We start from the raw sequence: 20,770 nt of genomic DNA on the forward strand, positions 1-20,770 counted from the left end.
ATTCAGCGGCGGGCTAAACACATAATAAAAATGAATAGATAACATTACTATCTTACAAAAAACTGGGGTGAACCATGTCCACCAATACGGATCATTTATCATCGGCTACCAGCAAAGCAATACGAAAAATAATACCAATGGTGGTATTAATGTTCATATTGGCTTATTTAGACCGTTCTAATATTGGTTTCGCAAAACAAGAGTTTCAGTTAACGACTGGGTTAAGTGACGCTGCATACGCATTTGGCGCAGGGATCTTTTTTATCGGCTACGCACTGTTTGAAGTGCCAAGTAATATTCTACTGTACCGCATTGGTGCTCGAGTATGGCTATCGCGCATTATGGTCACATGGGGGCTAGTCTCTGCCGCCATGATGTTTGCCCATGATGAAACCACCTTTATTGTGCTGCGCTTCTTGCTTGGTGTCAGTGAAGCTGGCTTCTTTCCGGGGGTTATTTTGTATTTAACCTTCTGGTTCCCACAAAATATCCGGGCACGGGTGACAGGCTACTTCTTATTTGGTGCACCACTGGCATTTATCATTGGGGGCCCATTATCAGGCTCACTCCTGTCACTAGAAGGAACTTCATTTGCCTTCGGTTTATACGGCTGGCAGTTAATGTTTGTCGTAGAAGGCTTATTGGCATCTATTGTCGGGATTTGGGTATTCTTTTACCTTGATGACCGCCCAGAAAAAGCCAAATGGCTGACGGCTGAGGAAAAAAATGCACTTTCCGCTAAATTAGCTTTGGAAGAAGACGCCAAAGCAGGTCATAGCCCGAAAGGTGCCCTGAGAGCATTATTAGATATGCGTGTTCTCTACCTGTGTCTGATTTGGTTTACCGTTCAAGTCTGTGGTTACGGTATTTATTTCTTCTTACCAACCCAAATTGGTACATTATTAGGCAGTAAAGTCGGCATACTAGTAGGCTTTGTCACCGCCATACCACCACTGTGTGCAGCCATTGCAGTTTACTACGTTCCTCGTATTTCAGAACGTCTAAAAGAACGCCGTAAAGTTGCTGCCATTACCTTTATGTTAGGGGCTGCAGGGATCGCTGTTTCTGGTTTATTCGATAGCATTCCAGTTATTGCCATTATTGCGTTATGTGTCGCAGCAGCAGGCCACTTAGCTATGCAACCTCTGTATTGGAGCTTCCCATCTGCATACTTAGGCGGTACCGCTGCGGCATCAGGAATCGCCCTGATTAACTCTGTGGGTAACTTAGGTGGCTTTGTGGCACCAAACTTAAGAGTGTGGGCAGAAACCACCTTTGAGTCTGCCCGTGCAGGGCTCTATTTTATCGCTTTAGTCGCCTTTATCGGTGGTCTGTTGATTCTGACATTAAGAAGATTAGGTATTGAAAAACGATTTGAAGATTAATTAATGATCTTTTGAATCCCCTCCCGAGCCACAATAAATGGCTCGGGTTTTCTATTACTCTATTTCTTATTAGTGAGGTTTATTCGAATATTACGGCGGTTCATGATTGAACATAACCCTACCAAATGTCATGATAAAGTCAGCTAATCATGCAGGGAGCATTCAGATGAACATTGCGGTACAAAACAGTCAATTAGTTCTAACGCATGAAAGTATTCTTGAAATATTAAAAACAAATAGTTGGTTTAGTAACTTACCCGATTATTTAATTTCCATCTTAATGACATGCGCCACATTACGCTTCTATCCTGATGGTGAAATGGTTCACTATCAAGGTGACCCTGCACGTGGTTTATATGCGGTGATTCAAGGCTCAGTAAAAGTGAGTTCGATATCCTCAGATGGCCGTGAATGTGTATTTCGCTATCTTTCACCTGGCAATTGGTTTGGCGAAATTGCCATGCTAGATAAGTCAGCGCGCACCCATGACGCTAAAGCAATCAGCCCAACCATTTTACTGACGATATCACCGAAAGATTTAGCCATGATCTTGGAAAAGCACCCCGTTTTTTACCAATTTCTGAATATTTTGCTCTGCAAAGTGATTCGTAACGCCTTTACCATTATCAATGACAGCGCCTTATTGTCTGTTTCCGCCCGGCTGGCCAAGCGCTTATTGAGCTTAGCGGAAGGTTATGGTGAACCTCATGAAAAGGGGATTCAATTGAGCCTATACCTGACACAAGATGACTTGGCGACCATCATTAATACCACACGGCAAACTATCAATAAGCGTTTAGTTGCATGGGAAAAACTCGGTTGGATTGATGCAAAATACGGGAAAATTATTTTAGTTAATCTCCCCGCGCTGAAGCAGATCTCTGAGGATGATGAAGAATAACTAGCTGTTATCATCCATCGTTGGGCTATCTGCGAAGAAGTAGCGATCCATAGTGAATTCAAAGTCATCACTGGTCGCATTGAACAACATTTTTTTGGTATTTTCCAAATGTTGCCACATGGCTTGCCGCGCCCCTTTCGGGTCTCGACGCGCTAACGCCTGTAAAATTTGGTCGTGCTCATCACACCAGCTCTCAATCGAACGGTTATCAATGTGCTCATGAAGCTTGAGCCAGTAAGGATTACGTAAGCGTTGGCTCCACATTTGCTCAACAATTACCACCATCGCACTGTTATGGGTCGACGCGGCAATTTGCATGTGAAAGGCAAGATCCCATGTTGAGTCACGAAAACGATCCTCTTTACGGGCATGCTTTTGAATATCAACCAATTTTAAAATATCTTCTTTCGTGGCTTGGCTTGCGGCAAATTCGGCTATGTGGCTTTCAATCAGTTGCCTTGCTTGTAATAGCTCAAATGGCCCACAACGACTAAATTCTAATCCGGTTTCTGTATTGACTGAGTTATTAGACCGATTACTGATGACGTGTATGCCAGATCCTTTGCGTACATCCACATATCCTTCCACTTCTAACATAATGATAGCTTCGCGGATCACCGTACGGCTCACCTTCATTTCATCAGCAAGTAACCGTTCTGCAGGCAATTTAGTGCCAATTGGGTATTCATCATTTTCGATGCGTTCTTTGACCAGAGCCGCAACTTGTTGGTATAGGCGCGGTTCACTCTCTTGTGAGCTCATTATTTTCTCCTTTCATATAACAACCCGACTCATTGGCCACTAATGCCTCACAGTATAACGAAATTTTATGGTGATGGGTGAAATAGAAGTGCTCCCATAAATAAATCACAATAAATTGGTATAACATCTTTAAAAGTTATAAACCAGATCGTATAATGTTTGAAATTTAGACAACCCAAAAATCGACACTAAGTGGCCGATCGCACTGAATCCGATTTTCAACCCAGAGAATGCAATATGATAAAAGATATAATAAAAATACATCCGAATGACAATGTCGCCATTACCTTAATCGATAGACTCTCGGGTGATACTGTCAGCGTTGATGGCCAATCCGTGACATTAAAGCAGGACATCGGTCGCGGCCATAAAATTGCCCTAGATACGATTGAAGCGGGTGAAAATGTCATGAAGTATGGTGCGCCTATCGGCCACGCAACAACGAAAATAACCGTTGGCGAGCATATTCATACACATAATACAGCGACTAATTTAAGTGCCTTAAATGAATATGAATACCACCCTGAACACAACATAATTACCGCTACACGGCCGGATCCAGATGTGCAAATCTATCGTCGAGCAAACGGTGATGTCGCGATCCGCAATGAAATTTGGGTGATCCCAACCGTTGGCTGCGTGAATGCACTCGCTAGAAAAATGATCGAGCGCTTTAATAAACAACATCATGGTGCTTCTGATATTGATGGCGTTTATCTGTATAACCATACTTTAGGATGTTCCCAGCTCGGTGATGACCATTTAACAACGCGTACTATTTTACAAGATATGGTTAAGCACCCTAACGCAGGTGGTGTTCTAGTCATTGGCTTAGGCTGTGAAAACAATCAAGTAGCCGCCTTTAAAGAAACATTAGGTGACTATGATGATGAACGTGTAAAATTCATGGTATGCCAACAATTAGATGATGAAATTGAAGCCGGTGTCGAGCACCTTAATACGCTTTATCAATTCGTACAGCAGGACAAACGTGAAGCAGGCAAACTGAGTGAAGTGAAATTTGGCCTTGAATGTGGTGGATCTGATGGGCTTTCAGGCATCACCGCTAACCCACTGTTGGGCTGTTTTTCTGATTTTTTAGTCAGCCATAACGGAACCACGGTGTTAACGGAAGTCCCTGAAATGTTTGGCGCGGAACAAATTCTAATGAACCACTGCCATGATGAACCGACGTTTGAGAAAACGGTCAATATGATCAATGACTTCAAACAATATTTTATTGCCCATGACCAGCCAATTTATGAAAACCCATCTCCAGGGAATAAAGCAGGCGGTATTTCGACACTCGAAGAAAAATCCCTCGGCTGCACACAAAAAGCAGGCACTAGCCAAGTAATGGATGTTTTAAAATACGGAGAGCGCCTGACAACCCCAGGGTTCAACTTGTTAAGTGCACCGGGTAATGATGCCATTGCGACCAGTGCCTTAGGTGCAGCAGGCTGTCATATGGTGTTATTTACAACCGGTCGCGGTACACCATACGGTGGCTTTGTTCCCACCATGAAAATTGCGACTAATAATGAGTTAGCCGCCAAAAAACCCCATTGGATTGACTTCAATGCGGGCGCCCTATTAACAGGAAAATCTATGGATCAGTTATTAGATGACTTCATTCAGCTTGTTGTGAAAACCGTTAATGGTGAGCACACCAAAAATGAAATCAATGACTTTCGTGAATTAGCAATTTTCAAAATGGGCGTCACACTTTAAAAACAAACTATTCCCTATTGCTTAGGCCATCGTTAAGCAATAGGGATATAACTAACTACTTATATTTATTAATTTTCCCTACAGACCTGACTTTCTATCCTGAGCCATAAATTCATTTATCGTGACATGAACCCAATAAAGAAAAGTCACCATTTCCCTATTTTTAGGATATGGTAGGATCCGTTTCTTGATGGCAAATTTTAATTTATTAGCAGGATAAATAATGATAGACCTAAAACTTAGAGAGGCCAGAGACAGCCTTTCCACCAAAGAAAAACAAGTCGCTGAGTACATTATTGCTAATAAGAAAAACATGCAAAGTATTAGCATTCAATCCCTTGCCCAAGAAAATAAGGTCAGTACCACCACTATTTTGCGCCTGTGTCATAAGTTAGGCTACCAAGGTTTTAGTGACCTAAAAATTGATTTAATTTCATCGATTAATCACAAATCTTACGGCACCCTATTACAAGAAGATATTGATATTAATGACTCGATGGAAACCGTTAATCACAAAGTAGGACTGATTGAAAAATCATCCATAGAAGAAACTTGTGCTTTGGTTAATTTAAATGCCTTTAAGCAAGCAAATGAGTTAATTAGCAAGAGTAAAAAAATTGTAATTTATGGTGCTGGTAGTAGTGGATTAGTTGCAAAAGAATTTGAATATCAATTAATTAAAATAAAAAAAGATGTTAATTGTCACCTTGATTACAGCATTCAATTTAGTATCGTGAATACGTTAGATCAGAACGATCTTGTCATTGTCATATCTCATTCCGGTGAAAACCACGAATGTATCAAGCTACTCACTCTTGCCAGAGAATTGAAAGTTCCGACCATTGCTATCACAAAAATGGGACAAAGTTCAGTATCAACCTTAGCTGAGACTATCTTGCATACAATATCGACTGAAAATATTTCAAGGATCATCCCCATTCGCTCAAAAATATCCCAACTCACTGTAATTAATATGTTGATTACTAACTTATTTATCAAACAGTATGATGAAAGAATTCAAAAACAAATTAACACTCGTGCGGAACGCTTTACTCGTCTAAATAGCAATAACTGATCAGCTTTCTCCTTCTTAATATCGACTATGTGGCTCTGAGTAGCCACTTCGATCTTGCTCACAAAAATGACCCTTTCTAGGGAGTTCCCTCTTTTCATTCCTATTTTTTGTGATATTGTTACTTTAAAATAAATATATAAAAGTAATTTTATTACTAAAATAAAAAAGATAAATACAAGGGGAAAAAATGAGCTCTCAAATACCTATCATACTGGCTAGCCATGGGCCTTTTGCACAAGGATTACTGGAATGTGCTGAAATGCTGATCGGCTCGCAAGAAGATATCAGCGTGATTTCGATTCAAAGAGAAAGCAATATTAATGAGGTAAAAAAACATTTATTTGAAACATATCAGCATGTTAATAAAGGCAATGGCGTTTTAATTTTGGTCGATTTATTAGGCGGTTCTCCTTGCAATTTAGCCAGTGAGCTCGTTATTACTCAAAATGATGTCGTGCTGTACTGCGGAATTAACGTTCCGACTTTTCTCGAAATACTCAGCAACCGAGACCTTCCTTTACATGAACTTCATCAAGTCATTAATGATGTATTCCCTGATAGTTGCATTAATGTCGGTGAACAACTTAAACCATTAGCACAAAACGATAGCGAACTTTAGGAGAATCCCATGCCAATTAATGTTGCCCGAATTGATGACAGACTTATCCACGGCCAAGTTATTACTACTTGGGTTAAAAATTTTGATATTGAGCAGGTGATTATCGTCAACGACAAAGTTGCCAATGACACCGTTCAACAATCCGTTCTTACTATGGCGGCGCCACCAGATCTAAAAGTCGTCGTTTTTGGTGTCGATAAATTCATTGAAGTCTTAAAAAAAGCAGAAATTAAACGCCGCACTATGTTGCTGTTTACTAACAGTATTGATGTGAATAGGCTCGTCGAAAGTGGCTTAAAATTGGAAAAACTGAATGTCGGCGGAATGCGTATGCAAGAAGGCCGTCGTAATTTATCTCGTGCGGTTGCTGTGACACCGGATGAAGAACAAGCCTTTAGGTCGCTCATCAACAATAACATTACTGTTGAAATTCAAATGGTTCCTAAAGATCCCATTGTTGAATTAAAAACATTACTCAATTAATTCATCTAATCATACTTATTTTCACTCAATAAGTGAGGAGCCTATTATTATGTTGGTAGAGGCCATTTTAATTGCGATTTGGGCAGGTATTTGCTCATTGGATGATGTCGGTCCGCAAATGCTAAGACGCCCATTACTCACCGGTACTGTGGCCGGTATTATCATGGGCGATATGGTTCAAGGGTTAGCCATTAGCGCCACATTAGAATTAATGTGGATGGGAATTGGTAATGTTGGTGCTTATTCTGCACCCGATATTATCGCCGGTTCAATTATTGGAGTTGCGCTCGGTATTGCTTCCAATGGCGGAATTGCAGCGGGTATCGCCCTTGCCGTACCAGTCTCTATTCTATGTCAGCAATTACTGATTATCTGGCGTTCTTTTGCTAGTTTTTTAAATGTCTGGGCCAGTAAATCCATTCTTGATGGCAACTACAGTGGCCTAACAAAAGTGCATTATTTCTCGACGCCACTGTGGTTTTTTATTCGTGCCATTCCCTGCTTTATTGCGGTTTATTTTGGTAGTGACTTAGTCAATAGCATATTAAATGCCGTACCTGAAAGTATTCTTACCGGTATGGGTGTCGCATCTAAACTAATCCCTGCTGTCGGTATCTGTATTCTGTTACTCATGTTACTTAAAGGCAGAATGTGGTTTTTCTTTCTGCTCGGTTTTATGCTCACAACCTATTTAAAACTACCAATTATCCCAATTACTTTTATCGCTCTGGCATTTGCTGTGCTTTATGACATGGCATTTGCCAACAGCTTGCGCCAAACACCAGAAGAAAAAACAGCACCAACTTCCCATAAAAATGAAGAAGAGGAGTATGACCTATGAGTGAAATAACCACCTCTGAAAATAAAAAACTCACGAAAAAAGAGCTTAATAGTATGTTTTGGCGAATTCAAACCATGTCATTCTCATACAACTACGAAAAACTGCAAACAATTGGTTTTGCTCATTGTATGGTACCCGTTCTCGATAAACTTTATGAAAAAGCAGATCAAGAAACACGTATTAAAGCCATGCAACGCCACTTCGAGTTTTTTAATACACAAATTAACGCAGGTGCATTAATTCTCGGTGTCACCGCAGCATTAGAAGAAAAAACAACAGAAGAAGAAAAAGAGGCAGTCATTTCTGTAAAAGCTGGTTTGATGGGGCCATTTGCAGGTCTTGGTGATAGCTTATTAAAATTTACATGGCTGCCCATTTGCGGCAGCATCGGAGCCGCATTTGCGCTGCAAGGTAATATTATCGGCCCTATATTAATGTTTATTCTGTTTAATATCGTCAATATCGGTACCAAATATTTCTTTATTCATTATGGCTATAACAAAGGCGTTGATTTAATCGAGCAATCGAAAAAATCAAATATTATTCAGCGAATTACTAATATAGCGAACGTTGTCGGGGTCATGGTCCTAGGTTCCTTGATAGCGACGACCGTCAAGCTTTCCACTCCGCTAACCATCGCCGTCGGTGAACAATCTATCAAAGTACAAGAGATGTTTGATAAGGTAATACCTAACTTACTCACCCTTCTCTTTGCACTCGGTATTTTCTTCCTTGTTCGTAAATTTCAAGGAAAACATACCGTTGCACTCATTGTTGCCATTATGGTTTTAGGTGTTGTTTGTTCCGTGTTCGGAATTTTAGGATGATAAAGGGAAATATATGGAAATCGAAGTCAACAGAGTGAATGAATCAACACTCGAAATAAAGTTTAGTGAAATTCCATCCTCTCCTCTGGCATTATATTGGACGGATAAACCTGATACTCAGGTTTATCCTGAGAATTTCATTACAGATAAATTAGAGAATACCATTACAGTTCAAGACCCATTAAATGCTAAACAACGCATCTATTTTATTTTACAAAATGCCAATGGACGTAAATTATTCGCTGAAAGAACATTACCTATTGAGGGATTAAATAACTTCCGTGATTTTGGGGGTTATACCACAACAGACGGAAAACAGGTGAAATGGGGAATGTTATACCGTTCCAACCATCTATTTAATTTGAATGAACAAGCGGTAAATTATATTTCCCATCTAGGGATTAACAGCATTATCGATTATCGTACTCAAAATGAAATTAATAAATCGCCCAATTGCCATGTTGGTGAAAAGAAAACCTACCATCTTGATGCAACGGCTCAAACTGCTGAATTAGCAGCACAATTTGCCGCATCACCAGATAATGAAGATAAAGCGTTAATCGAAAGTGTTATCCAGCATATTCCGAAAGAGATGATTAACGGCGATGGGTTACAAATATTAGAACAATATCGCCAATTTGTAGTGAGTGATAAGTCAAAATCCGCCTTTAAGCAAATGATAGAAGTCTTATTAGATAGTCATAATGCCCCAAATATTCAGCATTGCCGCGGCGGAAAAGATCGAACCGGTTATGGCGCATTACTGGTACTTTCCATGTTAGGTGTTCCGAAAGAAACCATTGTGCAGGACTATATGCTCACCCATTTTAACCGGCTTGAACGTAACGAAATTAAAATGGCAGGATATCGGAAAATAACTCAAGACAAAAATGTACTGGATTATTTACTTTCACTGATTGATACTCAAGAATCATTTATTATAGAGGTATTTAATACGATGGAAGAAATATCCGGCTCTGTAGAAAACTATATTAAAAATGAACTTAAATTCACAAATAATGATATTAAGCAACTTAGAGAAATATACTTAGTTTAAATAAATTCACTTGTTATATAAACAACCACAGGCTTAATAAAATAAACCTGAGTGATGGCTGTATTTAATAAATAGTAAAATAGCCACATAGCCTATTTATTGTGGCTATTTTATTGACGAAAAAATCCGTTATTGGTTATAAAATCAATAATTACTTTTATTCGCCAGTTTTATTCAATAAATTTTTAACTGCTTTATTTTTGCCCGTAATACGCATTTTTACCGTGTTTACGTAAATAATGTTTATCTAATAATACTTGTTGCATTGAACCTATTTGTGAACTTAATTGACGGGTAAATAAATTCATATAGGCAATTTCTTCTAATACCACGGCATTATGCACTGCATTATCGGGGCTTGTTCCCCAAGCAAATGGGCCATGGCTATTCACTAATACCGCTGGAATATCTTTTGCTGACAGCCCTTTTTCCTTGAAGGTTTCGATGATCACATGGCCTGTTTCTCTTTCATATTCCCCTTCAATTTCACTTTCTGTCATTTTACGGGTACAAGGGATTTCACCATAGAAATAATCAGCGTGGGTTGTCCCTAAGGCACTCAATGGCTGCCCTGCTTGAGCCCAAATAGTGGCATGACGGGAGTGAGTATGAACAATACCGCCAATTTCAGGGAATGCTTGGTACAGCGCCAAATGCGTGTCAGTATCTGAAGAAGGGCGATATTTCCCTTCTACCACCTCTCCACTTTCCAACGAGACCACCACCATGTCCTCTGCTTTCATGGTTTCATAGTCAACGCCAGAAGGTTTTATCACCATTAACCCAGCTTCACGGTCAATACCACTCACATTACCCCAAGTAAAAGTTACTAGGTTATGTTTGGGTAAGGCGAGATTCGCTTCAAAAACCTGTTGTTTCAATTGTTCTAACATAACAACTCCCTAGTTTGCTAAAATATGCTTTAATATCAACAACAAAAATTTATTATGGTGATGTTTTTTGTGTGTTGATAACCTATATCTACCTATTAAGGTAAACAGATTTAGGCCATTTAAAAAGCACCTCACTTTACAAATTCGCAACAAAACAGCCTAACTCAGGCATAATCGGTTACATTCAGTCAAATAAAGTCACCACCAAGATGTGGTTAATTGACCGAGTTAGCCCAATATTTTTTGTTTATTGTGAGAAAAACAAAAAGACACCGCCAATATGGTGATATGAGTCTAATTATTATGTAATAAAATTATTATAAATTCATAAAATGAAGATCAAAGTCACTTTAATCGGCTTTGTTTTTTTCAAAAAGAGATTACTTGAATCCAATCACGACAAAAAAAAAGCAACACGGGCAGAATGAATACCGTGGAAATAATAGGAGCTAAATATGTTACAAGCCGAACGCCATAAATTAATATGTTCTCATGTTTCGCAGAATGGTTCGGCGTTGGTACGTGATTTAGCTCAATTATGTCTCGTGTCTCAAGAAACTATTCGTCGCGATTTAACGACTCTTGAGAGAGAAAATAGGATCATCCGTAGCTTTGGAGGCGCGGTGGCCATCGACCAAGAAGAAATGCCGATGGTGAATGTTATGCCATCTTCGGTCAAACTCAGTCAAATGGTTGATGGCGCAGAGTCTTTTCGTAAAAGAACTGAAGAGCATCCTGATGCCAAAATGAAAATTTCGAAGGCTGCACTAAAATTAATTCAGCCTGGTGACTGTATTATGCTAGATAACAGCAGTACTTGCTGGTTTCTAGCACGGCAAATACCCGATATCGACATCACTGTGGTGACAAACTCGGTCAAAATTATCCAAGCATTGGCCTGCCGTGACCGAGTTCGTGTTATTGGTATTGGTGGGGAATATTCAGAACGTCATGATGATTTTCATGGCCCAATTGCAGAAAGTATTATTCGTAGCTTTCAGATAAAAACCTTATTTCTTTCATGCCAAGGATTCAATATCGAAAATGGTATTCGCGATGGCAGTGAAATAAACTCAAAATTAAAAAATATTATGTTACAGGTTTCTGAAAATAAAGTTTTGCTCGCGGATAATAGTAAATTAGGAAAGTATGCATTTAGTCAGGTTTGTACATTTGATGATATTGACGTATTAATTACAAACAAACTAAATGATAATAATTTTCAAAAACAATTCTCTAATCTTAAAATTATCGAGTGTGACAAATAATTTATAAAAATAAAAATTATATAGCTGTAATGTAAGTAAAAATAATAAGTTCCATTTTATTTTCTGTATTAAATAAGTGCAGGGATATTATTTACTCATAATTCCTAGCACTTAATTATAGGCATATCTAAATATGAGAAATTCATTATTTCTAAAAATGAAAATTCTTGATTTAGTATCCATCTACACTAAGGAATACAACTATGAACATGAAGAAGCTAGTTTTACCTTGTTTAATGAGCGTTGCACTATTTTCAAATGTCGCGATGGCTGAATCACAAAAAGCACAAAAGCCCTTTACCATGGGTGTCGTCGTGAAAGTCGGTGGTATTCCTTGGTTTAATGTTATGGAACAAGGTATTACTGAAGAAGGCAAAAAACTGGGAGTAAACGCCTTCCAAGTTGGCCCAACAACCGCTGACCCTGCAGAACAAGTTCGTGCTATCGAAGATTTAATCGCCAAAAAAGTAGATGTCATTGGCGTTGTCCCTAACGACGCTAAAGTTCTTGAACCTGTATTAAAGCGAGCTCAAGACGCTGGAATTAAAGTCATTACCCACGAATCACCAAACCAAAAAAATGCAGATTGGGACTTTGAATTACTTGATACCCAAAGTATGGGGGCTAACCATATGAGAGATATGGCGGCATGCATGGGCGAAGAAGGTAAATATGCCATGTTTGTGGGAAGCCTGACAGTACCATTAGTGAACGAATGGGCCGACGCGGCAATTGCTTACCAAAAAGCAAATTACCCGAAAATGCAAATGGTCGATGACCGCTTTGGTGTTGCCGAATCCGTTGATGACTCAATGCGCACAGCCAATGATTTATTATCTAAACACAAAGACTTAAAAGGCATCATGTCATTTGGTTCACAAGGCCCTATCGGTGCAGGCCGTGCCATTGATAAACGCCGCAAAAATGATGAAACCTGTGTATTCGGGACATTTACGCCAGGCCAAGGCATCAAATTACTGGAAAAAGGTGCAATTGATGGCGGCTATATTTCCAATCCAAAAGTCGCAGGACAAGTATTTGTACAGGTTGCGACTGCCATGATGAATGGTGAAGAAATTAAAGATGGCGTGTCTATTGGTGATATGGGTGAAATCAAAGTCAGTGGTAACACCATTTTGAGTGATAACCCCGTTAATTTGAATATTGAAAATACTAAAAAATTAGTCGAAGTCGGTCTGTAATTTCACCCTGTTAAAATAACATTCACAACAAAAATACAATATTTATCAATATATTAAATTTTATGTTCTTTGAGTTCGAGTTGCCTGTACTAACACAGCAGCTCGAACTCATCACGAACAAGCCAACACCAATTTATTTGCAGTAGGAATTGTACTTATGACAAGCACCTCAAAAGCTGACAAATCCGATCCACTCATTACCTTGCGAGACCTTTCCAAAAGCTTCGGTGGTCACCGTGCATTACGCAATATCGATTTGACGCTCAACAAAGGTGAAGTGCACTGTTTAGCAGGCACCAATGGGTGTGGGAAAAGCACATTAATTAAAACCATCAGTGGTGTCTATGCCCCTGATGACGGTAGCAAAATTGAAATTGATGGAAAAAGCTATCATCGGCTGACGCCAGATAAAGCCCGTGAATTAGGTGTACAAGTTATCTACCAAGATTTGTCGTTATTTCCAAATTTAACCGTTGCCGAAAATATCGCTTTTGAGCTGAATCTCAAAGGCTATTTTGGCTGGTTTCGCAAAAAACAACTGCGCGAAAAAGCGTTAGAAATCCTCAATGAGTTGGCTTTCACCATTGACCCTGACACACCGGTACAATTCTTACCCATTGCTCAACGCCAACAAGTTGCTATCTGCCGAGCCTTAGTCGCCGATGCACGTCTGGTGATTATGGATGAACCAACGGCTTCATTGACCCGTACAGAAGTCAACCAACTACTCTCAACAGTTAATTACCTAAAAGATAAGGGAATTACCGTTGTTTTTGTGAGTCATCGACTAGAAGAAGTCAAAGAGATCTCTGACCGCATCACCGTGATCCGTGATGGTCAAAAAATTGGGACATGGCCTGCTGAAGGCTTAACTACACGCAAAATTACTGAATTAATGACTGGCTTAGACATTGTCCATGAACGTAAGCCACCAAATAACGCGGAAGACCGACGCACGGTACTCGAGATAAAAAACCTCAGTCGAGCTGGGCAATATCGTGATATCAACTTAAATTTAAAACGCGGCGAAGTATTAGGTTTATGTGGTTTGCTTGGTTCAGGCCGCACCGAATTAGCGCTATCGTTGTTTGGCATTACCCATCCAGACAGCGGCGAATTATTCATCGAAGGCAAGCCTGTTAAGTTAAAAAATAACACCGACGCTATTAAGCGTGGTATTGGTTATGTATCTGAAGACCGCCTGACTTTAGGCGCTATCTTACAGCAATCCATCGCAGACAATATGGTGATTTCGATTCTTGATCGACTCAAAACACCATGGCATTTAATCGATGAAAAACAGTGCCAAGACATCGTACAAGAGTGGATAGCCGACTTAGATATTAAAGTCACCGACCCAAATAACGCCCTTTCAACACTTTCAGGCGGTAACCAGCAAAAAGTGGTACTTGCCAAATGGATTTTAACACGCCCTAAAGTACTGATTTTAGATTCCCCAACCGTTGGCGTCGATATCGGTGCAAAAGACAGTATTTACAAACTCATTCACCGTTTGTCAGGTGTCGGTATCTCTATTTTATTAATTACCGATGAAGCCTCCGAAGCTTATTACAATTGCGACAGAATTTTACATATGAAACAAGGCTCTATCGTCAAAGAAATTGTGACAGATTCCATCAATGAGCAACAATTGGAGGAAATCATCAATGGCTAATTGGCAAAAATTACGACCACAATCTGTCGAAGGCTGGCTGACTTGGGTCATTCTTATCATGGTGGTGTTCTTCACATTGATGAGCCCGCAATTTCTGACTATTCAAAATTTACTCGACCTCAGTGAAAGCTATGCGGTGACGGGTATTTTCGCCTTGGGCTTATTTGTGGTTCTTGTCACTGGGGGCATTGATATTTCGTTTGCTGCTGTGGCTTCCGTAGTGCAATACGTGATTGCGACTTGGTTATTACAAGGTTTTATTGCAAGCCCTGCGGTCAGTATCACATTAGCGATTATCATCGGTATCGCCTTTGGATTAATCAATGCCATTTTGATTTATTCGCTGAATGTTGTGTCGATCATTATCACCATTAGTATGCAATCACTGCTGTTTGGGATGCTGATGTGGTTAACCAATGGGCACAGTATTTATGACTTGCCTGATTGGTGGGTTGACCCTGTGACTATCTTGCCTTTTGAAGTGGATGGCGAATATTACCAAGTTGGCTTGCCGTTAATTGTGATGCTTGGCATTGCCTTCTTAACGTGGATTTTGATGAATAAAACCCACATCGGCCGTCAGTTATACGCTGTAGGCGGAAGTCAAGAATCTGCATCTCGTATTGGTATCCGTGTTTCAGTGATTTACTTGTTTGCCTATGGCTACCTTGGTGCAATGGCGGCGATTGGCGGCATGTTGCAAACCTACCGAATGAGCGAAGTGGTACCGAGTGCCCTTGTGGGCGGAGAGCTGGATGTGCTTGCTGCAGCTGTATTAGGTGGCGCCAGTTTATCCGGTGGACGAGGCTCTGTGATAGGTACACTAATGGGCGTTTTCCTGATTGGTATCTTGAAAAACGGCCTAAACCTGATTGGTGTTTCAAACTACTTCGTCAATATCGTCATTGGGCTGGTTATTCTCATTGCGATTTGTATTACTCACTACAAAAAACGTAAAGAGACGGACGTAGGTTTTGTTTAACAGGAATATCACCATGAAAAAAAATGCTTTTTTTAAAATTGATGGCTCTGTTATCGGACTGCTTTCAATCTTTGTTCTGGCTATCGCCGCATTTAGTATTGCCATGCCAGGTCACTTTTTTACCCAAAACACGTTTTTAAGTATCACTTTTCAGTTACCTGAATTGGGCTTACTTACCTTTGCCATGTTTGTACCTATGTTAAGTGGCGGCTTAAACCTTGCAATTATTAGTACCGCTAACTTAACCGGCCTGTTTATGGCTTGGGTGTTTATCAATTACCTTCCGGTGGATGCAGGAACGGGTACACAGCTGATGTGGTTAGTCTTCGCATTAATTGGCGCAACCGTAATTGCGGTCATTATTGGTAGCTTAACGGGACTGATGATCTCCCACATCGGGGCACACCCTATTCTAGTCACTCTCGGCACCATGACGATTATCAGCGGTATTGGTGTTTACCTCACCAAAGGAGCGGCACTGAGTGGCATGCCGCCCATTGTTCGTGCCATTGGTTCCGATACCGTGCTTGGGGTGCCAATCGCGATGATTATTTTCATCGTTACCGCAATTCTCTTAGCGCTTTTTCTAGGCTGTACTCGGCTAGGTAAAAATATCTATATGAGTGGCAGTAATATCAATGCAACGTGGTTCAGCGGTATTCGTACCGACCGTGTCATGATTGCGATATACACCATTTCTAGTCTGTTATGTGTGTTAGCTGGGCTAATCATGATGGCTCGCTTTAACTCTGCACGTATGGGCTACGGAGATTCCTATTTACTGCTCACCATTCTTGCCATCGTATTAGGTGGAACTAACCCATTTGGGGGGGTTGGTAAGGTTAGCCGAGTGTTCTGTGCCTTATTGGTTTTACAGGTCATTGCGACAGGTTTAAGCCTGCTAGGCGTGAGCCTGCACTTTAACCTCGCTGTTTGGGGGATCACGCTCATCTTGGCATTAGCATTCAAGTTCTTCAAAGAAAAATGGAGTGCTAAACGTGCGATGAACCGCAACCAACGCCTTAATAAAGCATCGACACAAAGTTAATTTTTCAAGGGGAAAACCATGCGCAAGCATCCAATTGGTATTTATGAAAAAGCATTACCGAAAAACAGCAGTTGGTTAGAAAAATTAGTTATCGCAAAATCTGCGGGTTACGATTTTGTAGAAATGTCAGTAGATGAAACTGACGAACGCCTAGCTCGGTTAGACTGGAGCACCGCAGAACGCCTGGAAGCTGTTAGCGCCATTCAAGAAACAGGCATTCGCATTCCAAGTATGTGTTTATCCGGCCATCGCCGCTTTCCTTTCGGTAGCCATGATGAAGCCACCCGTATGATGGCCTATACCTTAATGGAAAAAGCCATTAAGCTCGCTCAAGACTTAGGTATTCGTACTATACAGCTTGCGGGTTATGACGTTTACTATGAAGAGCAAGATGCCGAAACGATTGCTAATTTCGAAAAAGGCATGCAATGGGTCAGTGAAATTGCAGCCGCTTCTCAAGTGATGTGTGCAGTGGAAATCATGGATACGCCTTTTATGAATTCCATTAGCAAATGGCAAACGCTTTCCGATAAGATTCGCTCACCTTGGTTCAGTGTGTATCCTGATGTCGGTAACTTAACCGCGTGGGGTAATGATGTCGAAAAAGAATTCACCCAAGGAATTGAACACGTAGCAGCGATTCACTTAAAAGATACGTATGCAGTGACCGAAACCTGCAAAGGCCAATTTCGTGATGTGCCTTTCGGCGAAGGCTGCGTAGATTTTGTTAATTTATTCAAATTATTAAAACGTTTAAATTACCGCGGTTCCTTCCTGATTGAAATGTGGACAGAAAAAGCCGATGAGCCGCTGATTGAAATTATCAAAGCCCGTCATTGGATGGAAGACAAAATGCAACAAGCAGGCTGGTACAACGCCTAAAGGAGCCGATAATGAATGCATTTTTTATGGGTGTTGACCTTGGTGGTACCGTCATTAAAGCGGGTATCTACACCGCAGAAGGCCAAGAAATTACCGTTGCTGAACATTCTTTTCCCACTGAGAGTCCACAAGCAGGTTTTAGTGAACGTAATATGGAGATGCTGTGGGAAGCGACTTGCAGCGTGATCCGCCAAGCGATTCAAAATAGCCAACTCAGTCCCGCCCAAATTTCCGGTGTCAGCTTTTCTTCTCACGGCAAAGGGCTGTATTTACTCAATAGCCAAGGAAAACCGGTTAGAAATGGGATTGTGTCATCTGATTCACGCGCTCAATCTATTGTTGATGAATGGCACCAAGACGGCACTGCGGATAAAGCTTATCCATTGAGTTTACAGCAATTATGGGCTTCTCATCCTGTGGCCCTACTACGCTGGTTAAAACAATACGAGCCTGATAATTATCGTGATACTCAGCATGTTTTGATGGTCCACGATTACATCCGCTACCGTCTAACCGACCAAATTGCCTGCGAAGAAACCAATATTTCTGGTAGCCAATTATTTAACCAAACCCTGTCGAGCTATGATCCTAAATTATGCCAACTATTTGGTATTGATGAAGCAAATGACAAGCTGGCCCCAGTAATTAACTCAGCGCAATTAGCAGGAACGGTAACCCACAAAGCTGCTGTAGAATCTGGGCTTGTGGAAGGAACCCCTGTATTTGGTGGCTTCTTTGATGTCGTGGGTGCAGCGTTGGCGTCAGGGGTGAGTCAAAAAGATAAACTCAGCGCCGTAGCCGGAACTTGGACCATTTCAACACGTGTCTTCGATGAAATCGTGCCTTCAGATTACCCATACGTATGGAGTAAATACTGTATTCCAGGTACCTATTTTGTCCACGAAGGCAGCCCGACTTCCGCCAGTAACCTCGCGTGGTTCACTCGTCACTTCTTCAATCAACGTTTGCAAGATTATGATGTACTAAATCACTGTGTGGCTGAAGGGGCAACGCGGCCAAACGATATTCTATTTTTCCCTTGGCTGTACGGTTCTAACTACCACAGTAATTTGCACGGTGGTCTACTCGGATTAAGTTCACACCATACGGATGCCGATATTGTTTATGCTATCTATCAAGGGATTGTATTTTCACATTTATTGCACCAAGACCGTATCGTTGGACTTGATAATACAACTGAATCTATTCGCTTCACGGGTGGCCCAACACAGTCACCATTGTGGATGCAAATGTTCTGTGATGCCAGTAACTTGCCGTTAGATGTCGTCAACGTACAGCAATCAGGTTGCCAAGCCGCAGCACTTTGTGCCGCTGTCGGAACAGGTTACTACTCAGGTTTTGATGTCGCCATTGCAGCAAGTACCCCTAAAATCACCACTTACCAACCAAACGCCGTTGGGTATCAACAGTTACGTGATAAATTTGCCCGTTTTAAAGCGGTTGCCGATGCATTGAGTCAATAACCTATTGAATAAAGATAATAAAGGCAGAACAGATAATTCGGTTCTGCCTTATTTTTTGACAAATTAATTGTCAGCGACGACTTGGGTATTAACTGTGGCTGGTGATAATACGGTATCCTGCGGCAAGCTATCGTACTTCACAAACTCATCCCGTGGGAAAACAAAGACATCAATATCTTTTTCAGGTGTGATAGTCTCCGCTACGATACTTTTCGCTGGGGATGTTAGGTTAGTTTCTACGCCTAACCACGACGCGAAATAATCAAATAAATTCCACTCACTTAACGTTTCATCGCGAAATTCACGTTTAGTATCATCCGAATTGATGACCACTAATGGAACTTGATATGCCCCTTTCACGAGTTGACCATGACGTAAGTATAGATTTCCTTCTTTGATATACCCTTTATACTCTGCTTCCAGTGCTTTTACGTGCTGTTTATTAGCTTTGACTAGCCCTTGCCCATGGTCAGAAAAATATAAAATGGAGAATGGGTTATCCCCATTTTTATTATTTTCTTGCAAGATACTATAAATATCGCTAATAAAATCATCACTCAGTTTAATCGCTGAAACATAACAGTTCGCTATACTTCCCCAGCCCGTATCAAATTGCTCAGGGTTAATGTTGTAATTATTTTTAACGAGTTCACAAGCTCCTTTCGGCCAACCATCATGGTGAGGCCCCCACATATGAACAAAAATGACTTTTTCTTTCTCTGACGGGTTATTTAACGCGGCTTTAAAGGCAGGTAACATTTTAAAATCATTGGTGAGTTTATTCACACTGTCATCAACGACAACCTTTTCTTGCACGAAAAGGTTGTCAAAACCAGGCTTGCTGTCTCTAACCGGTAAAAAATAATTCACCTTTAGAAAATAATTTGTAAAGCCAATTTCATCATCACCAAAGCTGCCATTATTACCGATGTAATAGGTTTCATAACCCGCTTTGTTGGCTAAATCAACAACCGAATTATTATTGTAATACGGCTTTTCATGGTGCTGTGTGATCGTATTTAAATCATTTTTCGCTAATGCACGCGTTAAAGTCGGTACCGTATTGGATGCTGCACTAATAAAATTATTGAAAAAACGTCCATTTACCGATGAAAGAAATGGTGTATTTTCTAATGGATAACCATAAGTATTCATATAATTTTTATTGGTACTTTCACCAATAATGACGACTTTTATCTTATATTTATCATCATTTTTTTTAGTAATTTGAATATCACTAGCCGTATTCACCCCATAGCAAAGATCTGCATTGCTTTTTGCTGCTTGGATTAACTCTGGTGTACAGGCTTTTTTATAGACTCCCGCACTTTCATTAGTATTTGCTTGAGCCCATGTAACGCTAGCTAACAGAAGCGCACTACAAAGTGCGGTTAATTTCATTACTTTCATATTCAGAACCTCATCTTCGTAACTTATTATTTTTTATGAGTTGCTGTGGTGTAGTCAGGGTAGAGTTTGTGAAATTAATGCAGCCATCGCACTAAAATTTCACACCTTGATTAATATATTGAAATATTATTTCATTAAAAGGCGAAGAAGACGAAATTGAGATACCGATAACAATAATTAATTATGAAGAATCACGCATTTATTAGGTACATTTTCATATTGCCTGTATATAAAAAAATAATAAT

The 20,770-nt window shown here is 40.4% G+C and carries 19 protein-coding genes; 16 read left to right on the forward strand and 3 right to left on the reverse strand.

What is annotated here, in order from left to right:
- The first annotated feature begins 74 nt into the window (after window positions 1-74).
- Together PR767_RS03285 and PR767_RS03290 are read left to right on the forward strand one after the other, a co-directional pair.
- Complete coding sequence (locus PR767_RS03285) at window positions 75-1,385, forward strand: MFS transporter (RefSeq protein ID WP_042851501.1); 1,311 nt, start codon at window positions 75-77, stop codon at window positions 1,383-1,385.
- Window positions 1,386-1,551: 166 nt separating this feature from the next.
- A complete protein-coding gene (locus tag PR767_RS03290; protein WP_004907896.1) occupies window positions 1,552-2,286 on the forward strand; it encodes a Crp/Fnr family transcriptional regulator in 735 nt (244 codons plus the stop codon).
- Here the strand turns inward: PR767_RS03290 and exuR are convergent, their stop codons facing one another.
- Window positions 2,287-3,048, reverse strand: a complete 762-nt coding sequence (gene exuR / locus PR767_RS03295) for a transcriptional regulator ExuR (RefSeq protein WP_004907894.1) — start codon at window positions 3,046-3,048, stop codon at window positions 2,287-2,289.
- A gap of 237 nt (window positions 3,049-3,285) precedes the next feature.
- Here exuR and PR767_RS03300 point away from each other — a divergent pair, with 237 nt between their 5' ends.
- The 7 genes from PR767_RS03300 to PR767_RS03330 all read left to right on the forward strand — a co-directional run bounded on the left by PR767_RS03300 (window position 3,286) and on the right by PR767_RS03330 (window position 9,681).
- Window positions 3,286-4,779 (forward strand): UxaA family hydrolase, encoded by a 1,494-nt coding sequence (locus PR767_RS03300; RefSeq protein ID WP_004907892.1) that lies wholly within the window; start codon window positions 3,286-3,288, stop codon window positions 4,777-4,779.
- A 223-nt stretch (window positions 4,780-5,002) separates the two neighbouring features.
- Window positions 5,003-5,854, forward strand: coding sequence for a MurR/RpiR family transcriptional regulator (locus tag PR767_RS03305; protein ID WP_109912662.1), 852 nt, complete (start codon window positions 5,003-5,005; stop codon window positions 5,852-5,854).
- 187 nt (window positions 5,855-6,041) lie between these two features.
- The gene (locus PR767_RS03310; RefSeq protein ID WP_109912663.1) at window positions 6,042-6,473 is read left to right on the forward strand and encodes a PTS sugar transporter subunit IIA; all 432 of its coding nucleotides are present in this window, start codon (window positions 6,042-6,044) and stop codon (window positions 6,471-6,473) included.
- A gap of 9 nt (window positions 6,474-6,482) precedes the next feature.
- The gene (locus PR767_RS03315; RefSeq protein WP_004907887.1) at window positions 6,483-6,956 is read left to right on the forward strand and encodes a PTS system mannose/fructose/N-acetylgalactosamine-transporter subunit IIB; all 474 of its coding nucleotides are present in this window, start codon (window positions 6,483-6,485) and stop codon (window positions 6,954-6,956) included.
- 49 nt (window positions 6,957-7,005) lie between these two features.
- Window positions 7,006-7,797 carry a PTS mannose/fructose/sorbose/N-acetylgalactosamine transporter subunit IIC gene (locus tag PR767_RS03320; protein ID WP_004907885.1) on the forward strand — a complete coding sequence of 264 codons (792 nt, stop codon included), beginning with the start codon at window positions 7,006-7,008 and terminating at the stop codon, window positions 7,795-7,797.
- Window positions 7,794-8,624: a PTS system mannose/fructose/sorbose family transporter subunit IID gene (locus PR767_RS03325; RefSeq protein ID WP_272519882.1), complete on the forward strand. Its 831-nt coding sequence runs from the start codon at window positions 7,794-7,796 to the stop codon at window positions 8,622-8,624. Before PR767_RS03320 ends, PR767_RS03325 begins: the two co-directional genes overlap by 4 nt.
- Before the next feature lie 13 nt (window positions 8,625-8,637).
- A complete protein-coding gene (locus PR767_RS03330; protein ID WP_109912665.1) occupies window positions 8,638-9,681 on the forward strand; it encodes a tyrosine-protein phosphatase in 1,044 nt (347 codons plus the stop codon).
- A gap of 194 nt (window positions 9,682-9,875) precedes the next feature.
- On the opposite strand, the gene araD is transcribed toward PR767_RS03330, so the two are convergent.
- A complete protein-coding gene (gene araD, locus PR767_RS03335; RefSeq protein ID WP_004907879.1) occupies window positions 9,876-10,574 on the reverse strand; it encodes an L-ribulose-5-phosphate 4-epimerase in 699 nt (232 codons plus the stop codon).
- A 455-nt stretch (window positions 10,575-11,029) separates the two neighbouring features.
- Between araD and PR767_RS03340 the strand changes: the two genes are divergently transcribed.
- The 7 genes from PR767_RS03340 to PR767_RS03370 all read left to right on the forward strand — a co-directional run bounded on the left by PR767_RS03340 (window position 11,030) and on the right by PR767_RS03370 (window position 19,115).
- The gene (locus PR767_RS03340; RefSeq protein ID WP_004907878.1) at window positions 11,030-11,842 is read left to right on the forward strand and encodes a DeoR/GlpR family DNA-binding transcription regulator; all 813 of its coding nucleotides are present in this window, start codon (window positions 11,030-11,032) and stop codon (window positions 11,840-11,842) included.
- Between the two features lie 209 nt (window positions 11,843-12,051).
- Window positions 12,052-13,044, forward strand: coding sequence for a substrate-binding domain-containing protein (locus PR767_RS03345; protein WP_036958239.1), 993 nt, complete (start codon window positions 12,052-12,054; stop codon window positions 13,042-13,044).
- Window positions 13,045-13,201: 157 nt separating this feature from the next.
- Complete coding sequence (locus tag PR767_RS03350) at window positions 13,202-14,719, forward strand: sugar ABC transporter ATP-binding protein (protein WP_004907876.1); 1,518 nt, start codon at window positions 13,202-13,204, stop codon at window positions 14,717-14,719.
- Window positions 14,712-15,701, forward strand: a complete 990-nt coding sequence (locus tag PR767_RS03355; protein WP_004259203.1) for an ABC transporter permease — start codon at window positions 14,712-14,714, stop codon at window positions 15,699-15,701. The genes PR767_RS03350 and PR767_RS03355 overlap by 8 nt, the downstream gene beginning before the upstream one ends.
- A gap of 13 nt (window positions 15,702-15,714) precedes the next feature.
- On the forward strand, window positions 15,715-16,749 hold the full coding sequence (locus PR767_RS03360; protein WP_004259206.1) for an ABC transporter permease: 1,035 nt from the start codon (window positions 15,715-15,717) through the stop codon (window positions 16,747-16,749).
- A gap of 18 nt (window positions 16,750-16,767) precedes the next feature.
- Window positions 16,768-17,631 carry an L-ribulose-5-phosphate 3-epimerase gene (locus PR767_RS03365; RefSeq protein WP_272519883.1) on the forward strand — a complete coding sequence of 288 codons (864 nt, stop codon included), beginning with the start codon at window positions 16,768-16,770 and terminating at the stop codon, window positions 17,629-17,631.
- A gap of 11 nt (window positions 17,632-17,642) precedes the next feature.
- Complete coding sequence (locus PR767_RS03370) at window positions 17,643-19,115, forward strand: FGGY-family carbohydrate kinase (protein ID WP_272519884.1); 1,473 nt, start codon at window positions 17,643-17,645, stop codon at window positions 19,113-19,115.
- 63 nt (window positions 19,116-19,178) lie between these two features.
- On the opposite strand, the gene PR767_RS03375 is transcribed toward PR767_RS03370, so the two are convergent.
- Window positions 19,179-20,525: a phosphoethanolamine transferase gene (locus tag PR767_RS03375; RefSeq protein ID WP_272519885.1), complete on the reverse strand. Its 1,347-nt coding sequence runs from the start codon at window positions 20,523-20,525 to the stop codon at window positions 19,179-19,181.
- Between the last annotated feature and the right edge of the window lie 245 nt (window positions 20,526-20,770).

Origin of the sequence: Providencia sp. PROV223 (genome assembly GCF_028479245.1) — a bacterium.
Taxonomy (GTDB): Bacteria; Pseudomonadota; Gammaproteobacteria; order Enterobacterales; family Enterobacteriaceae; genus Providencia; species Providencia rettgeri.

Coding starts and splice junctions, on each gene's coding strand:
- PR767_RS03345 (WP_036958239.1), top strand. CDS start 12,052: ATGAAGAAGCTAGTTTTACCTTGTTTAATGAGCGTTGCACTATTTTCA.
- PR767_RS03350 (WP_004907876.1), top strand. CDS start 13,202: ATGACAAGCACCTCAAAAGCTGACAAATCCGATCCACTCATTACCTTG.
- PR767_RS03365 (WP_272519883.1), top strand. CDS start 16,768: ATGCGCAAGCATCCAATTGGTATTTATGAAAAAGCATTACCGAAAAAC.
- PR767_RS03300 (WP_004907892.1), top strand. CDS start 3,286: ATGATAAAAGATATAATAAAAATACATCCGAATGACAATGTCGCCATT.
- exuR (WP_004907894.1), bottom strand. CDS start 3,048: ATGAGCTCACAAGAGAGTGAACCGCGCCTATACCAACAAGTTGCGGCT.
- araD (WP_004907879.1), bottom strand. CDS start 10,574: ATGTTAGAACAATTGAAACAACAGGTTTTTGAAGCGAATCTCGCCTTA.
- PR767_RS03320 (WP_004907885.1), top strand. CDS start 7,006: ATGTTGGTAGAGGCCATTTTAATTGCGATTTGGGCAGGTATTTGCTCA.
- PR767_RS03330 (WP_109912665.1), top strand. CDS start 8,638: ATGGAAATCGAAGTCAACAGAGTGAATGAATCAACACTCGAAATAAAG.
- PR767_RS03340 (WP_004907878.1), top strand. CDS start 11,030: ATGTTACAAGCCGAACGCCATAAATTAATATGTTCTCATGTTTCGCAG.
- PR767_RS03315 (WP_004907887.1), top strand. CDS start 6,483: ATGCCAATTAATGTTGCCCGAATTGATGACAGACTTATCCACGGCCAA.
- PR767_RS03370 (WP_272519884.1), top strand. CDS start 17,643: ATGAATGCATTTTTTATGGGTGTTGACCTTGGTGGTACCGTCATTAAA.
- PR767_RS03325 (WP_272519882.1), top strand. CDS start 7,794: ATGAGTGAAATAACCACCTCTGAAAATAAAAAACTCACGAAAAAAGAG.
- PR767_RS03290 (WP_004907896.1), top strand. CDS start 1,552: ATGAACATTGCGGTACAAAACAGTCAATTAGTTCTAACGCATGAAAGT.
- PR767_RS03355 (WP_004259203.1), top strand. CDS start 14,712: ATGGCTAATTGGCAAAAATTACGACCACAATCTGTCGAAGGCTGGCTG.
- PR767_RS03285 (WP_042851501.1), top strand. CDS start 75: ATGTCCACCAATACGGATCATTTATCATCGGCTACCAGCAAAGCAATA.
- PR767_RS03360 (WP_004259206.1), top strand. CDS start 15,715: ATGAAAAAAAATGCTTTTTTTAAAATTGATGGCTCTGTTATCGGACTG.
- PR767_RS03310 (WP_109912663.1), top strand. CDS start 6,042: ATGAGCTCTCAAATACCTATCATACTGGCTAGCCATGGGCCTTTTGCA.
- PR767_RS03375 (WP_272519885.1), bottom strand. CDS start 20,525: ATGAAAGTAATGAAATTAACCGCACTTTGTAGTGCGCTTCTGTTAGCT.
- PR767_RS03305 (WP_109912662.1), top strand. CDS start 5,003: ATGATAGACCTAAAACTTAGAGAGGCCAGAGACAGCCTTTCCACCAAA.